The 16,064-nt window shown below is 54.0% G+C and carries 11 protein-coding genes and 1 tRNA gene; 11 read left to right on the plus strand and 1 reads right to left on the minus strand.

The features are described from left to right. A partial coding sequence (locus tag VNL73_10120) for a helix-turn-helix domain-containing protein (GenBank protein ID HXF49761.1) occupies positions 1 to 237 on the minus strand: 237 nt, incomplete at its 3' end. A gap of 163 nt (positions 238 to 400) precedes the next feature. Here VNL73_10120 and VNL73_10125 point away from each other — a divergent pair. The 11 genes from VNL73_10125 (at position 401) to VNL73_10175 (ending at position 16,063) form a co-directional block, all read left to right on the plus strand. Then, positions 401 to 3,196, plus strand: coding sequence for a hypothetical protein (locus VNL73_10125; protein ID HXF49762.1), 2,796 nt, complete (start codon positions 401 to 403; stop codon positions 3,194 to 3,196). Positions 3,197 to 3,731: 535 nt separating this feature from the next. Continuing rightward, positions 3,732 to 5,078, plus strand: a complete 1,347-nt coding sequence (locus VNL73_10130; GenBank protein ID HXF49763.1) for a hypothetical protein — start codon at positions 3,732 to 3,734, stop codon at positions 5,076 to 5,078. 132 nt (positions 5,079 to 5,210) lie between these two features. Next, positions 5,211 to 6,695, plus strand: a complete 1,485-nt coding sequence (locus tag VNL73_10135) for a hypothetical protein (GenBank protein HXF49764.1) — start codon at positions 5,211 to 5,213, stop codon at positions 6,693 to 6,695. Between the two features lie 380 nt (positions 6,696 to 7,075). Next, positions 7,076 to 8,314: a hypothetical protein gene (locus VNL73_10140; GenBank protein ID HXF49765.1), complete on the plus strand. Its 1,239-nt coding sequence runs from the start codon at positions 7,076 to 7,078 to the stop codon at positions 8,312 to 8,314. 148 nt (positions 8,315 to 8,462) lie between these two features. Further along, positions 8,463 to 8,544, plus strand: a tRNA-Leu gene (locus VNL73_10145). Between the two features lie 52 nt (positions 8,545 to 8,596). After that, positions 8,597 to 9,874, plus strand: a complete 1,278-nt coding sequence (tig, locus tag VNL73_10150) for a trigger factor (GenBank protein HXF49766.1) — start codon at positions 8,597 to 8,599, stop codon at positions 9,872 to 9,874. Positions 9,875 to 9,887: 13 nt separating this feature from the next. Further along, on the plus strand, positions 9,888 to 10,496 hold the full coding sequence (clpP, locus tag VNL73_10155; protein HXF49767.1) for an ATP-dependent Clp endopeptidase proteolytic subunit ClpP: 609 nt from the start codon (positions 9,888 to 9,890) through the stop codon (positions 10,494 to 10,496). Positions 10,497 to 10,563: 67 nt separating this feature from the next. Further along, on the plus strand, positions 10,564 to 11,814 hold the full coding sequence (gene clpX, locus VNL73_10160) for an ATP-dependent Clp protease ATP-binding subunit ClpX (protein HXF49768.1): 1,251 nt from the start codon (positions 10,564 to 10,566) through the stop codon (positions 11,812 to 11,814). After that, complete coding sequence (lon, locus tag VNL73_10165) at positions 11,814 to 14,180, plus strand: endopeptidase La (protein ID HXF49769.1); 2,367 nt, start codon at positions 11,814 to 11,816, stop codon at positions 14,178 to 14,180. Before clpX ends, lon begins: the two co-directional genes overlap by 1 nt. 3 nt (positions 14,181 to 14,183) lie before the next feature. Further along, a complete protein-coding gene (yihA, locus tag VNL73_10170) occupies positions 14,184 to 14,801 on the plus strand; it encodes a ribosome biogenesis GTP-binding protein YihA/YsxC (GenBank protein HXF49770.1) in 618 nt (205 codons plus the stop codon). Beyond that, positions 14,801 to 16,063, plus strand: a complete 1,263-nt coding sequence (locus VNL73_10175) for an adenylosuccinate synthase (GenBank protein ID HXF49771.1) — start codon at positions 14,801 to 14,803, stop codon at positions 16,061 to 16,063. The genes yihA and VNL73_10175 overlap by 1 nt, the downstream gene beginning before the upstream one ends. Position 16,064: the final 1 nt, after the last annotated feature.

Genomic DNA, 16,064 nt, shown 5'->3' on the forward strand with positions numbered 1-16,064 from the left:
GACCCGTCGGGAAAGTGCCTTGCCCGCTCGGTGCGGAGACCGATGCGGCCTTCGGGAACGGTCCGCCAAACTCTTCGGATCCTTCCCCGATTGCCGATACCGCTTCCACCACTTGTAAAACGTCTTGGGCCGAATCGGATAGCGGCGGCAAATCCCGGCTACCGGCCGACCACCCTCATGCTCCCGAATCCATTGCAACCGCCAGCGAATCGGCGTATACTGTCCCTCACCAGGCACGGGTACCCTCCTTGTTTTTTCATTCCAAACCCAAAACTAACAAGTGTTACCCATGTCTGGGTACTGTACAAAAAAAAGAGTTATTCCCCTTGACACATAAACGGGCGATTGCCATCTTTAGGCGAAAGTAAAAGCAGTATAACAGTAAAAAAGGAGGCCGGCTATGCGCAAAACGGGACTTTTGTTGCTCGCAGTTCTTTGCTGGACGATCGGACAACTTTCCGCTCAACCGGACCCGCGAGATTCGGTCATACTGGAATCAAAAATTGTCGCTCCAATCGCCGGCGCCAGCGGCAGCGGCGTGGTGCGGATGAAGGTTTGGATTACCAATCGGGATTCATTAACCTATCTTACTCTGCCCTTGATAGAGACTTCCACCTCCGGCGGGGCGTATATGATTTTGTCGCGTCCCCGGACGTTCAACGGTATGGTGATTCCCCTGACTGGAACCCTGCGTTTTTTTGCAGCCGCCAATGTGACCAGGTATAACGGCATCAGTCCGGACAGCTTTCTGGTGGCGGCCGGATTCGATCCGTCCGATCCGACCTCCATTGAGCCCCCTAATGCGGTCCGAAAACCAATATGGGAATTAAAATTTGACACGGTTTCAAGTCAGGCACAGGTGGGGACCGTGGAGTTTGATTCGGGACGGGTGACCCTTTCCGTGCAATTTACAAACACCGAACCGCGGGACTTGGAAGTCCACTTTGTAAAAGGTGTCTTCCAAGTGGGCGTGGCATTTCAACTGGACTTGATTGCTCCGCCGGACCAAGCCGTGGTTCCGGACCGGAGACCCATCTTTCTCTGGAACACCTTGCGGGATTCGGCCACCGTTCCAGCCACTTACACGGTACTTCTGGCCGACAATCCCTTCTTCACACCAACCGACACCTCCCCCCCTCTGTCCGACACCACCTGGCAGGCGCCGTCTGACCTTGCAATCCAAACCACGTATTACTGGAAAGTGCGCGCCATCACTCCGGATAATGACACCTCCTTCTCGCTTGAAACGAGAAGTTTTCGTGTGGATGCACCACCGGGAATGCCCTTGGATATTTCTCCCCCCAGCGGTTCCGATATGAGTATGTTTGACTATCTGGTGTGGCTCGAAGGTTCCGATCCGGATCCAGGGGATCAAATCACGTATCAACTGCAAATCGACGATAATTCTAATTTTTCGAATCCCGAAGTGGATCAGAATGGAATCGACGAGAACATCTTAGCGAGGGGCACGGCAAAGGCTTTTCCGAATGCCTTGGCCGTCCAACTAAGCCATTTGACAGACCACGACAATTTAAAGGACGATTCCCTGTATTACTGGCGGGTCCGATCGGTGGACAATCATGGCGGTGTTTCGAACTATACCAGCGGACAGCGAAACTTTTATTTAAACTTGGCGGACAGTTCTCCCCGCCCGGTTCCGGGCGGTTTTATGCCATCCGGTGGGGTCGTGCTCGTAACACACAAGCCGGATTTCTCTTGGTTCCAATCCTCCGACCCCGATCCAGGGGATCCCCCCTCCAGCTTGCTGTATCATCTTCGGATTGATACCGACGGGGAAATTGCTGGAAATTACCAGTTTGGATACGCCACCCCGCCCGGTGAAACCACTTTTGTTCCACTGGATAGTTTGGCGGAAAACAGCCATTGGTACTGGGCCGTACGGGCGGTGGACTCAAAAGGAGCCCGGTCCTCTTTTTCGGCCATCCAAGACTTTTACATCAATGCCGTCAACGAACCGCCGTCTGCTTTTTCGCTTCTTGCTCCCAGCGACAGTTCGTTTACTGTAACCAAGTCGCCCACTTTGGATTGGGCCGACGCCCTCGATCCCGACCCGTTTGACGGCGTTACGTACGAAGTGCTGGTCTCCCCCTTTGCTAATTTCGATTCCGCCTTCACCGCCAGTGATATCCTAACAAGTTCGTACACAGTTCAAGCGGGAGCGTTAGCGGCGCGCGGCCGGCTTTACTATTGGAAAGTCCGAGCGTCTGATAATGCCAGTCTAAGTATCGAAAGCAGCGAAGTTTTCCGCTTCACCTTGCTGAAACTGGGAGATGCCAACAGGGACGGTTTGTTAACCGCAGCCGACATCGTGCTGCTTTTGGGTTTCATTTTCCTCCTTGAACCAGTGGACCCCCCGGAAGTAGCAGACTTGAACTGCGACGGGCTCTATGGCCCGGTGGACATCGTGCTGGCGCTCAACGCTGTGTTCTTAAACGCCCCCCCCCCTGCGATCCCTGAGCAACTGATGGTGGAAAAACGACGTGACAAATGGATTCCTTTGATTATATTTCCTGTGAGGGTAGGGAATCATCCGGAAAGGGCGAAAAAACTGGCTGTTAGCCAGTCATTAAGGGAGGACGGCATGAAACGCTTATCGATTTTCGTAACATCGGGTTTTGTATTTGTGTGGAGTTTGGCGGTTGTAACTATTGCCGATGTCAAGCCGGTTCAGGAGCCGGAGGAAATTCAGCAGGTGCGGTCAATTCCGCTCACCAGACAAACGGCAGGGAAACCGGCACCCCCGGTCATGCCTTCGGTTTCTCCCCAAGCCTTTCAACTCAATTGGCTTTCCATCAATGGCGGGGGGGCCATTAATGCCTCATCGACCAATTATCAATTGGGGCTTTCCGTTGGTCAATCGGTGGCAGGTTACGCAACATCTTCCTCCTACCAAATGGGAATCGGTTTCTGGTACGGAGCCGCTGCCGGAGCGCCAGCCTGTGCGGCCATCAAGGGGGATATGAACGGGTCCGGCGGACCGACCCCGCTGACGCCGGCGGATGTGGTATTGATGCTGAACTGCGTTTTCACCGGCAACGGCGTTGGCACGGTTGGTGGGGATTGCAACGCCTGTTACGCTGATGTCAACTGCAGTGGAGGGCCTACACCGCTCACTCCTTCAGACGTCGTGTTGGAGCTTTTGGCGGTCTTCAATGGCCAGCCCTTCCCCTGCTGATTCGGAAAATATTTGAAAAGCGGGCAGGGAAACCCCTGCCCGCTTTTTTTGTCCCCGGCGCAATCTTGGCAAGTCTGTAATTCCTCAACTGGTTACATGCCGCAACAAAATCATCGAGAAACTCGGGCGAGGCGACAACGACAACCAAATCCTCTCGGAGATGGTATTGCAGCTTTCCGTTGTTTTCAACAGCGCCTCTTTCCCTCCCTGCACTCCTCGGATCTAAAGCTTTCCGGGCTGGCCGCATCAAAAATGACTTGACATTCCGGCTCTAATATGGATATATTTTCCTCTGTCTCAAAACGAAGTTCCATGGCCTATGCCGAGGGGGATGCGGCAAGGGGTGAAGTATGTCTATTTTTAAAAAAATCGACCGGGCAAAATCGGTCGAGTCAAGAAAACCCTTTTCTCCAAAGGAGGTGAGACACGAGGGCATCCAAGCATTGATTTAAAGTTAAAGCACACGCCCCTTCGCCAAAGCACCGAAAAAGGGGGAAACCGAAGTCGCTTTCAACCCCACAAAGGGAGGAACACAATGAAACGCACAGCTTTGCTCTTTACAACCCTGTTAATGGCCATGTTGGTTTTTGCTCTACACGCTATGGCACAAATATCCTCCTCTGTGCCAAACTTGCTGGATTTTCAGGGAAAATTGACCACCCCAGCCGGAAATCCTGTGGCGAACGGCCCGCACAGCTTCGTTTTCAGGATTTACGACGCCCCGGTAGGCGGAACCTTGCTCTGGAGCGAAGGGCCCGTAGCCATTTCCACCACCGGCGGCCTTTTCACACACCAACTGGGGTCAAGCACGGCGCTGCCCCAAACCCTCTTTCAGGATAATACCGGGCTTTGGCTGGAAGTGGAAGCGGATGCGGCCATTATCACACCTCGAACTCAACTTATCAGCAACCCCCACACCCGAGTAGCGAACAACCTGGAGGTTGAAAGCCCCTATGTGCCGGGCCAAGCCGCCGTGCGGTCCGAGCCCGGAAATCATGGGCTTTCCACCTACGGAATGGACGGTTTGGAGCAAATCCGCCTCTGGGGACCGTCCTGGGGCGAAATGTATTTGTATGATGCCTCACCCTCCAATTTCCTGAATTTTGCTGCCATTGGCGACAACTTTCCGGGCGGTGCTCTGTATCTGGGAGACGGTGCAGGTTTGTATCCCTTGATACTTTGGGGTGGCGTTATCGGAGATGCTGCCGCCACTCTCCCCGCCGATGCCATCAACGCCGGGGAAATGCTGAACGAGCCGGGGATAGCGTCCACCTATAAAAATCTTTCCATTTCAATGCTCACACCCGCTACCAACTATGACACGATATCTATAACCGTACCGACAGCGGGTTACATAGTAGTCAATGCATATGGTGTCGTCGAATTGGTTCACGTTAACGGGACATCAACCGTTGTTCGCTTCTATGTTTCGAAAACATCAGGCGTTGTGGATTTTGATAACTTCTCCATTCACAGCCAACCGTCGGGATCTCCCACCGGCTCATACCACGAGTCCTTTGCAATAACTAAAGTAGAGGCGGTGGCCGCTGGTACGCATACCTACTATTTGGTTGGAGACGAGTTCTCGGGCAATGGATTTATAACAAGGCCGCGTATTACCGCAATGTTTTTCCCCACCAACTATGGAACTGTGGTGAGCACCAAGCCGGTTGTATCCAGAGCCGCTGGAAATGTAGCAACTTCTCTTGATGCCGCTGGTACTGGCCTGCCAAGCGAAGTGGAAGTTATTACCGTGGAAGATTCTAAAGCCCGGCTGGAAGCTGAACGCGCTCAACAAATGGCCGAACTGGAAGCTCGGATAAAAAAACTGGAAGAGGCGGCCAAGTCGGGCAAACAGCAAGTAGTGGACGATAACCGTTAACCCAACCCGGTAAGAAAGGAACTTGCGATGAGATACAAAAAGATATGCAAGGCGCCGCCGGGTTGGCCTGCTCGGGCCAAAATAACGACTCGAAAAGGAAAACTTGGCCTGCTTTTACTTGTTTTATCAGTTTTGCTGGTAATAGCCCCGGCTTGGGCTGGAACACAGCCGGTGGAAAAGGAGCAATATCTGACCACTTCCAACCGCGCTCCGGAAGGAATGGTGATAAACCGGATTGCCAGACCGCCAAAGCCGGTCTTTCCACTGGATTTGCTTTCAACAAAAAAACCATCCAACTGGGAGCAAATGCTACCTTTGGCTAAACCGGCTTTAACGCCGTATAACCTAGACTGGCGCTCCATCAATGGCGGGGGCCAGAGCTTTGGCACCTCCGCCACTCGCCATCTGGGCTATTCGGTAGGGCAATCGGTCACCGGCTCCGGTTCTTCTGCAAGCAATGACCTTTGCATCGGCTTTTGGTGCGGAACGGGCCCGGCCTGTGTGGTCACCTGCCCACCGGGGGGGATTGCGGAAGGGGAGGCCTGTTACCTGCCAGGGCCGGATGTCACCAACGGCGGGTGCAATTTCGTTCCGGAATTGTACAGTCCGATTAACTGCGGCGACACCATCTGCGGCACGGTGGAAGCAGAAAGTGGCACTCGCGATACGGATTGGTATCTGCACCGCTTCACCAGCGACACTATCGTGACTTGGAAGGCTGTGGCTGAATTTCCCGTTCAGATTAACATTTTAGATCTGTCCTCGGGGTGCGGCTTTCTCACCAGTATAGCATTTGCGACCGGCAACGCTTGCGACACAGTGCAAGTGACAGCTGATCTTTCGGCCGGCGACTATGTCTTTTTCGTTGCACCGTTCGTATTCGATGGCTTTGCCTGCGTGGATGGGCCGCACGACTACGTGGCCTGGATGGACTGCGTACCCAACTGCGCTCAGTGCCCGCCAGGCGGCATCGCAGAAGGAGAACCCTGTTCCGAAACGGATGACATTGTCAACGGCGGTTGCAATTACTTCCCGTACAATTTCAGCCCCATTGACATTGGCGACACCATTTGCGGGTCGGCTTTTATCAACGATACCCTGCGGGATACCGACTGGTATCAAAAAGTGCTGGCGGAAACCACGATTGTTCGTTGGAGTGCGGTGGCGGAATTTCCGCTACTTTTCGGTACCGTAGACGGAACCAGCGGTTGTCCGGTGGGTGCCTTCCATAAATTCGTCCAAGTCGATTCCTGCGATACGGCCACGATTATCGATACGCTGCCCCCGGGAACTTGGTGGTTTTTTGCAGCGCCGGATTTTTCGGCCTTCGGTCAATATTTCTGTATTGATGGGCCACACAAGTACACGGCCTGGCTGGTGAAGGCCTGCGCAGCAGCCAAGGGTGACCTAAATGGATCGAGCAGTTTCACCCCGGCCGATGTGGTGTTGATGCTTCGCTGTGTCTTCAACGCCGATGGAACCGGAACCATCACCGGCGATTGCGACCTCTGCTTTACGGACGTCAATTGTAGCGGAGGTCTGACACCGGCGGATGTGGTGCTGGAGCTTAACCGAGTCTTTTCAGGGTTAACCGCTCCCCCTTGGTGCGGTTTGTAGACACCTAATTCGAAAAACTGGATGTCGCCAAAGGGCGGGTGCAAACCCGCCCTTTGTTTTTATACCCCGCTAGGCAGCCGACCCTTCCGGGTCGGAAAGTTCCGGATATATTCAAAGTGCAAAATTTTTGGCACTAAGTGCAAAATTTTTTGCATTGAAAAGCTTTTCTTGAACGGGTTAATTAATGAGCGAATGGGTTTTCCACACCCGCAAAAGAAAGGAGCAAGCAGGCCTATGAGCAGTTCGTTGCCAAACGTTGAAACTAAACGCAAACTTACCAGAATTTCCAGCGTATTTTATTATGGCAGTCCCCACTTGCCGGTCAAATGCCCGACTCCCTGTGTAGCGGGGAGGGCTATTGAGCTTAAGGAGGTATTACCATGTTAAAAACAACGATCAAGGCGCAGCAATTACTGCTGTTTCTTTCAGCGGTAGTTCTGGTCAACTTGGGTATGCAACTATCGGCTTCGGCCAAAGAGCCCCCGATAACATCCCACGGGCTAGGGAAACCTTTGGCCCAGCCGGATAACGATCCTGACTATGAAAAACAAGCGGTGGGCGAAAGTTATGAAACGTTTGTCCAAAAAACCAAACCCCGGCTGTTGCAAGCCCTAAAACATCAGACCAAAACGACTCCCAAGAACCCTTCCGTAACCCTTGTCTGCCCCCCGTCAGCAATTTTGGAAACCGAACCCTGTGGGATGGACTCTGCATCTTTAGGGGCTATGGAGCTGTGCGGCGACACCATCTGCGGCACGGCCTGGGCAGAGGCCGGTTTGAGAGACGAAGACGGATACCGTATGACCTTCTCTTACCCGACTCCGCTATTCCCGATCACGTGGGCCGGTGTGGCCGAATTTCCGATTTTGCTGATAATTCTTCAGAGCTCCACGGTCGTCGCTTTCACTTTCGCCGGCGCTTTCGATACGGCCGCCATTAACACACTTCTTGAACCGGGAACCTACGATTTCATCGTTGAGCCGTTGGACACGGCCAGCTATTCCTGTGCATCCGGCCTGAATGATTATGTCGTATGGTTAAAATGCCCGCCCCCGCCCGCCAACGACAGTTGTCAAAATGCCACCCCGATAGGAGAGGTAGCGGATTACCTTTTCCGCACCAGCTTTGCCGCCATGGACGGCCCGCCAGATTGTTTGGAAGGAATCAATCCCGATGTCTGGTTCTGTTACACTCCTACCTGCAGCGGCTTTGCCACGGTAAGCCTTTGCGCGTATTCAACATTTGATACCAAAATCACCGTTTATGAGGGATGCGTTTGCCCACCGTCTGCGCCGCTGGTTTGCAATGATGACTTCTGCGGCAACCGCTCGCAGGTCACCTTTCCGGTTGCGGCGGGAAACGAATATCTGATTCGGGCGGGCGGTGGCTGGGGAAGCACCCGGATGAGTATCCAATGCTGCCCCTGTGCCAAAGGGGACTTGAATTGCGACAGCATCTGGAGTGGCGCCGACGTGGTGTTGATGTTAAATTGTGTCTTTATGGAAACCGACGACTGCAACCTTTGCTTTGCCGATGTCAACTGCGACGGCAGTCTTACTCCTTCGGATGTGGTCCTGGAGTTGAATCGAGTCTTTTTGGCGGCTCCTTTCCCCTGCTAAGAGCTGAATCAATTAAAAACAAGGAGCGGAGGTTATTAACCCGCTCCTTGTTTTTGATGGCGACGGCCAAGTTGCCCCAAACTCCAAACTTTCGTATTTTAGCTTGCTCCCCGTAATCAACGGCGGGGCGGTATGCCTTCTGAACCGCGCGAAAGTGGCGGAACTGGCAGACGCGCAGGACTTAGGATCCTGTCCCTTCGGGGGTGGGGGTTCGACTCCCCCCTTTCGCAGCTATTTCCCGTTGATCCGGTCCCGTCGTACACACCTATGAATGGAACGAAAATGAGCGAGACGAAATTCAATCTGACCGAAGACAAAAACTGGAAGCGCACGCTGAAAGTGGAAGTCCCTCCCGCCCGCGTCCAGCCGCGCATCGACAAGTTTTTGACCGAATATCAGGCCGAAGCCACCCTTCCGGGCTTCCGTAAAGGGAAAGCCCCCAAGGATATCATCCGGCAAAAATTTTTGGGCGCGGCCACGCAGGACGCCATCGCCGAACTGGTGGATGAATCCTATCGGGAGTTTTTGGAAAAAGGACAGAACGTAAATCCAATCACCCAGCCGACCATTCACGAAATGAATTACGATCCAGCCGTCGGACTCTCGTTTACCGCCAGCTTTGAAGTCCGCCCGGAAATTGAGCTGAAAAAATACAAAGGGTTGGCCCTTTCCCGCCGGGTTCGCCCGGTTAAAGACGAAGAGGTGGAGCAGGTGATGGAGCACCTGCGCGAGCAGGCCGGCGAGTGGTCGGCCGTGGGCCGGGAGGCCCGTGAAGGCGACCTTTTGATTCTGGACTTGGAAGTAATCGCCGATTCGCAGAACAAAATAAAGGAAAAAAACATTCCAAATTACGAAGTGGTGCTTACACCCACGCTCCTGCCTGAATTCAAGTCAACGCTCACCGGTGCGGTTGCCTCCGACGTGAAGGAAATCACGATTACCTATCCAGCCAACTACGGAGAAAAAAACCTGGCCGGCTCCACAGTTACCTTCAAAGCAGCGGTTAAGGAAATAAAAGAAAAGATTTTACCCCCCAAGGATGATTCGTTGGCCCAGCGGCTGAAGGACTGGAACGCAGGAACCTATCTCGAACTGGTGGTGGCCGTGCGCAAACAGCTGGAAAAATCAGCCGGGGAAGAAGCCAACGAGGCCCTGCGCCAGCAGCTTCGCAACCGGCTGGTGGAGGAAAATCCGTTCGAGTTCCCGGCCTCCTTTATTTCCGCCTCCCGCGACCGGCTGAAAGAGGACATCAAAAAGGAAAGAAAAGACATGGCCGAATCCGAATTTGAGCAAAAGGTCTGGCCCCCTTTCGAGCGGATGATGAAGTGGGATTTTCTGGTTCATGCCCTGGCGAAGAAGGAGAAAATTGAAGTGACCGAGGCGGATGCGTCGGCTTGGATGGCCCGTTTTGCGGCCAATTACGGGATGAAACCGGAGGAGGCCTCCGAGTTTATAAAGAAATCCGGCCGGATCAAAAACGTGCGGGAGTCGATTTTGGAGGAAAAGGTGATTGACTTTTTGCTCGCCAATGCCGTTATACAAAATGAGGATGGAAAATAGAAAGGATATGCATATGCAATTGATACCGATGGTGGTCGAACAGACCGGCCGCGGCGAACGGGCCTACGACATCTACTCCCGGCTCTTGAAGGACCGGATTATTTTCATCGGCACCCCGATCGATGACAACATCGCCAATCTGGTCATCGCCCAGTTGATTTTTCTGGAGGCGGAGGACCCGGAAAAGGACATCAACGTCTACATCAATTCGCCGGGAGGGGTGGTTACCTCCGGACTGGCGATTTACGACACCATGCAGTTCATCAAGCCGGATGTCGCCACCACCTGCGTCGGAATGGCCGCCTCGATGGGGGCCTTGCTTCTGGCCGCCGGTGCGCCGAAAAAACGTTTCGCCCTCCCCCATTCCCGGATTATGATTCACCAACCTTGGGGCGGTGTGCAGGGGCAGGTTACGGACATCGAAATACATGCCAAGGAACTGTTGACAATCAAGGCGCGCTTAAACGACATCCTGGCCAAGCATACCAGCCAGCCCTTGGACAAAATCGAAAAGGACACGGACCGGAACTTCTTTATGTCCGCCGAAGAGGCCAAAGCGTACGGGCTGGTGGACGAAATCTATGAATCGAAACGGAAAGGTCACGGCACCAATTCCAAATGACGGGGGCTTGATTTTTCCCTCCGTTTCCGTACCTTAATCCGAGGCGCAAGGGCGCCTTTTTTTTGCTATGCCGAAGAAAACCACGGGCCCAAAGGAACGCTGCTTCTTCTGTCGTCGGCCGGCCGCCGAAGTGGTGACTCTGATCACCGGCTACGACGCCTCCATTTGCGACGCTTGTGTGGTGACTTGTTCACAGTTTCTGGCCGGCAAAAAACCGGTCGCAACGGCCCCTTTGCCGACTTTGGAAACCCTCCCCAAACCGGCGGAAATAAAAAAATATCTGGACGGTTACATCATCGGCCAGGAAAAGGCCAAAAAATCGGTCTCCGTGGCGGTGTACAACCATTACAAACGGGTTTTCCACCCCAAAGCGGCCGCCGATGTCGAACTGGATAAATCAAACATCCTTTTGATAGGCCCCACCGGTACGGGCAAGACGTTGATGGCGGAAACCTTGGCCAAAATGCTCTCTGTCCCCTTTGCCATAGCCGATGCTACCGTGCTAACCGAGGCCGGTTATGTAGGAGAGGATGTTGAAAACATTTTGGTGAGGCTTTTACAGGCCGCGGACTACGATTTGGCCCGGGCCGAGCGCGGCATTGTGTACATCGACGAAATCGACAAAATCGCCCGCAAAGGGGACAACCCTTCGATTACCCGGGACGTCTCCGGGGAAGGGGTTCAACAGGGACTTTTGAAAATCCTGGAAGGTACCGTCTCAAACATTCCCCCCAAAGGGGGCCGCAAGCACCCGGAACAGAATTTTGTGCAATTGAACACCAAAAACATCCTGTTCATCTGCGGCGGGGCCTTTGACGGGCTGGAAAAAATTATCGCCCGCCGGGTGGGGCAGAAAACGGTCGGCTTCGGCGCCAAGCATTCCGTCTTAACCAAAGAAAAACAGGGGGCCATTTTCTCTTTTGTCGAGCCGGAGGATTTGCTCGCGTATGGCCTGATTCCGGAACTCGTGGGCCGCCTGCCGGTGGTCTGCGCCCTCGAGGAGCTAAATCGGGAAGTGCTTTTAAAAATTTTGACCGAACCGAAAAACGCCATCACCAAGCAGTATCGAAAATTATTTGAGATGGAAGGAATCGAGCTGGTTTTCGAACCGGAGGCCCTGCGGGCGGTGGTGGAACTGGCCCAAAAGCGGAAAACCGGCGCCCGCGCCCTGCGTTCGATTCTGGAAGAGGCGATGCTGGAGGTGATGTTCGAACTCCCTTCCCTCGAAGGCGTGACCCGTTGCACAGTCACGAAGGAATCCATTCTCGATAAAGAGAAGCCGCAGCTGTACTATGGAACAAAAAGGAAAACGGCCTAATGTTGGGTGTAATCGAGCACAACCACGAAAAAATAACCCTGTCCGATCTTCTGCCGGTTTTGCCCCTGCGGGACGTGGTGGTCTTTCCGGGAATGTCCTACCCCCTTTTAATCGGACGCGCCAGTTCCCTCGATGCCGTGCATGAGGCCCAAAAATCCAACCGGCAGATTTTCCTCTGCGCCCAAAAAAAATCGGAGATCGATTCCCCGCAGCCGCAGGACCTGTATTCCATCGGCACCATCGCCCGCATCCAGGATGTGACCCCTTTGCCCAACGGCACGCAAAAGGTTTTGGTGGAGGGGTTGGCCCGTGCGGTGGCGACCTTCGACCTGCCGGCCACCGCCGCCGCACAGACTCGCTTGAAAAAGCATTTCTCTGCCCGGCTTTCCCTGCTCATGCCGGAGAAGGTCTCCAACCCGAACGAACTGGAAGCCCTGACCCGTTCGGCTTCTTCCGCCTTTCAGGAATACGTGCGGCTGAACCGCCGGATGCCGGAGGAGATTCTGCTCTATTTGAACAACATCACCGATCCCCAGCGTCTGGCGGATACCTTTTCCGCCCATATTCTGCAGAAAGTGGAAATCCGCCAGAAACTTTTGGAGTCTCCCTCGGCGGCTGCCCAGCTGCGCAGCCTGCTGGAAATTCTGAACGCCGAAATCGAGATTTTGAAAATCGAGGAGGAGATCGACACCTCCGTGCGGGAAAACGTCACCCGCACCCAGCGGGAATTTTACTTGCGCCAGCAGCTGGCGGCCATTAAAGAAGAACTGGGGCAGATAGAGGAAGGGGGGGACGAAACCGCCGATTTCGCCAAAAAATTGGCTGCTCCGGGCCTGCCCAAGGAAGTCAAGGAAAAGGGCACGGCCGAGTTGGGCAAGCTGAAAAAAATGTATCCCTATTCCTCCGAAGCGGCCGTGGTGCGCGGCTACCTCGAATGGCTCTTGGGGGTTCCCTGGGGGAAGGAAACCAAGGACGTCACCGACTTCAAGGAAGTCAAAACCGTGCTGGATGCCGACCACTACGGCTTGAAAAAGCCGAAGGAAAGAATCCTGGAACATCTGGCGGTGATGCGATTATCCAAGGAGAAAAAGGGCTCCATTCTTTGCTTGGTCGGCCCGCCGGGGGTGGGAAAAACCTCCCTCGGCCGTTCCATTGCCAGGGCGCTCGGACGGAATTTTGCCCGGATGTCATTGGGGGGAGTAAGGGACGAGGCCGAACTCCGCGGCCACCGCCGCACCTACATCGGTTCGCTGCCCGGCCGCATCGTGCAGGGGTTGAAAAAAGCGGATTCGATTAATCCGGTGTTTCTCTTAGATGAAGTGGACAAACTGGGCGCCGATTACCGGGGCGATCCCGCCGCCGCTCTTTTGGAAATTTTGGACCCGGAACAGAACCGCACCTTTGTCGACCATTATCTCGAAGTGGAGTGCGACCTCTCCAAAATCTTTTTCATCACCACCGCCAACCATCAGGACGGCATTCCCCTGCCCCTGTTGGACCGGATGGAAATCATCCGTCTGCCCGGCTACCTGGAACACGAAAAGCTTGCGATTGCCAAAAACTATCTGTTTTCTAAACTAACAAAGGAATTGGGAACCGAAAAGTTGAAACTTGCTTTTACCGAACCGGCTCTCTTGGAAATCATCCGGCACTATACCAAGGAATCCGGCGTGCGGGAACTGGAGCGGCAAATGGCGGCGGTAATGCGCAAGCTGGCCACCCGCAAACTGACCGAAAATGGCAAGACGCCGAAGGAAGTAACCCCCGCCTTGGTGGCTGAACTGTTGGGTGCGCCCCCTTATTTGGATACCGAAACGGAGAAAAAACTGGCAGTCGGCCGGGCGATGGGCCTGGCCTGGACGGAGCGCGGCGGCGAGCTTTTGCCGGTGGAAGTGGCCCTGATGCCCGGGGGCGGGACCTTCACGCTGACCGGCAAACTCGGGGAAGTAATGCAGGAATCGGCCAAGGCCGCTCTCTCTTTCCTGCGTGCTAATCATAAAACTTACGGCTTGAAGAAGGATTTCTTTCGGAATTTGGAAGTGCATATTCACATCCCTGAAGGCGCTGTGCCGAAAGACGGCCCTTCGGCCGGCATCACGATGGTCACCGCCCTCCTTTCGGCCCTGACTAAAAAGCCGGTCAAGCCCGGTTATGCAATGACCGGCGAGATTACTTTATCCGGAAAGCTGCTCCCGATTGGCGGGTTGAACGAAAAAGTGCTGGCCGCCAAGCAGGCTGGCATCCGGAATATTCTTTTGCCCAAGAAAAACGAAAAAGACCTCTCCGAGTTGCCGGTGGAATTGAAAGAAGGGTTGACGTTTCACAAGCTGGACACGCTGGCCGAAGCATTTAAATTGGTTTTATGAGCCATGTTACAAATCAAAAAGGCCCGTTTCTTCAAAACAGTGGCCCAACTCGACACCTGTCCGAACACCGTCCCGGAAATCGCCTTTGCCGGCCGCTCCAACGTCGGCAAGTCCACGTTGATTAACGTCTTGACCAACCAGAAAAAGTTGGCCCAAATTTCCAAAACCCCTGGCAAAACCAAGAATTTGAACTATTATCTCATTAACAATAACCTTTTCTTCGTTGATTTGCCCGGATACGGCTACGCCAAACTTTCTGCTGGCGAAAAAGCGCGCATAGGCAAGCTGGTTGACGGCTATTTGAACACCTCTTCGAAATTGACCGGAATTATTTCCCTTTTGGACATCCGCCACGAACCGAATGAACTCGATTTGCAGATGGCCGAATGGGTGCAAACCACCGGCAAGCCGGCCCTTTTCGTTCTGACCAAAGCCGACAAACTTTCCCGTTCCCAACGAGCGGCACGGCGCGAAAAAATTATCGCATCACTGCCCGCTTCGGACGAGTTTGAATTTGTAAATTTCTCCGCCGTGACCAAGGAAGGCAAAGGCGAAATCTTGAAATGGATTGCCCAAACCGCTTTTCCAAAAACCGCAACAGTAGAAAAGAGTGGTAATTGATGTTCAATCGCATCGTTGTCGGCCTGCAGTGGGGGGACGAAGGGAAGGGAAAAATCGTCGATTTTCTCTCCCAAAAAGCGGACATTGTTGCCCGTTATCAGGGGGGCGCCAACGCCGGCCACACGGTGTATGTAAAGGGCAAAAAGTTTGTTCTGCACCTGATTCCCTCCGGCATTCTGCATCCCAAAAAGCTCTGCCTCATCGGTTCCGGCGTGGTCTTGGAACCGGAAGAGCTGAAAAAGGAAATCGAAATGCTCGCGGCCCAAGGGGTGAAAGTTGAGGGTCGGCTCAAAATCTCCGCCGGCGCGCACATCGTTTTGCCCTTTCACCGGGAGCTGGATTTGTGGGAAGAGGCCCACCGCGGCGAGAAAATCGGCACCACCGGCCGTGGCATCGGCCCGGCTTATTCCGAAAAATACGCCCGTCGCGGCATCCGCGCCGTCGATTTGCTCTCGCCGGAAAAGTTGTCAAAAAAAGTGGCCGACATCCTTTCCTGCCGCAACCACGGCGGCGAACTTTCCAAGTTCGACCCGATTATCCTCGTCCAGCAGCTGCGCAGTTACGAAAAATTCATCTCACCTTACTTGGTGGATGGATCGCGCTTTCTGAACGAGGCCATCAAAAAGAAAAAATCGGTGCTTTTTGAGGGAGCGCAGGGGTCGCTCTTGGATGTGGACTTCGGCACCTATCCCTACGCCACCCCTTCCCACACCATCGCCGGCGGTGCCTTGACCGGCACCGGTGTCGGGCCGCGTTCGATTGACGAAGTGATTGGCGTGATGAAGGCCTACACTACGAGGGTAGGAAACGGGCCCTTTCCCACTGAATTAACCGGTATCGAAGGGGAGCTTCTGCGCAAAACCGGCAGTGAATTTGGCGCTACCACCGGCCGTCCGCGCCGCACCGGCTGGCTCGATTTGGTGATTCTAAAGCATGCCTGCCGCATCAACGGCACCGACAAACTGGCGATAATGAAGCTGGACGTCCTGGACAGCTTTCCGGAAATCAAAATCTGCACCGCCTACGAATACAAAGGGAAGAAAACCGAGGAACTCCCGCTCGATTTATGTGAGCTTGCCGAATGCAAGCCGGTGTACAAAACCTACCCCGGCTGGAAATCTTCCACCCGCGGTATCACCCGCTTTGCCAAACTACCAGCCAATGCCCGGAAGTATCTTGCCGCCATCGAAAAAGCTTTGGGCGTCCCCATCTCCCTCATCTCCACCGGCCCGGAACGGGAAGCAACAATCGTAAAGTGGTAAT

It is taken from the genome of Verrucomicrobiia bacterium (assembly GCA_035574275.1).
Lineage (GTDB): Bacteria > Zixibacteria > MSB-5A5 > DSPP01 > DSPP01 > DSPP01.

Coding starts and splice junctions, on each gene's coding strand:
- VNL73_10125 (HXF49762.1), top strand. CDS start 401: ATGCGCAAAACGGGACTTTTGTTGCTCGCAGTTCTTTGCTGGACGATC.
- VNL73_10130 (HXF49763.1), top strand. CDS start 3,732: ATGAAACGCACAGCTTTGCTCTTTACAACCCTGTTAATGGCCATGTTG.
- VNL73_10140 (HXF49765.1), top strand. CDS start 7,076: ATGTTAAAAACAACGATCAAGGCGCAGCAATTACTGCTGTTTCTTTCA.
- tig (HXF49766.1), top strand. CDS start 8,597: ATGAGCGAGACGAAATTCAATCTGACCGAAGACAAAAACTGGAAGCGC.
- clpP (HXF49767.1), top strand. CDS start 9,888: ATGCAATTGATACCGATGGTGGTCGAACAGACCGGCCGCGGCGAACGG.
- clpX (HXF49768.1), top strand. CDS start 10,564: ATGCCGAAGAAAACCACGGGCCCAAAGGAACGCTGCTTCTTCTGTCGT.
- lon (HXF49769.1), top strand. CDS start 11,814: ATGTTGGGTGTAATCGAGCACAACCACGAAAAAATAACCCTGTCCGAT.
- yihA (HXF49770.1), top strand. CDS start 14,184: ATGTTACAAATCAAAAAGGCCCGTTTCTTCAAAACAGTGGCCCAACTC.
- VNL73_10175 (HXF49771.1), top strand. CDS start 14,801: ATGTTCAATCGCATCGTTGTCGGCCTGCAGTGGGGGGACGAAGGGAAG.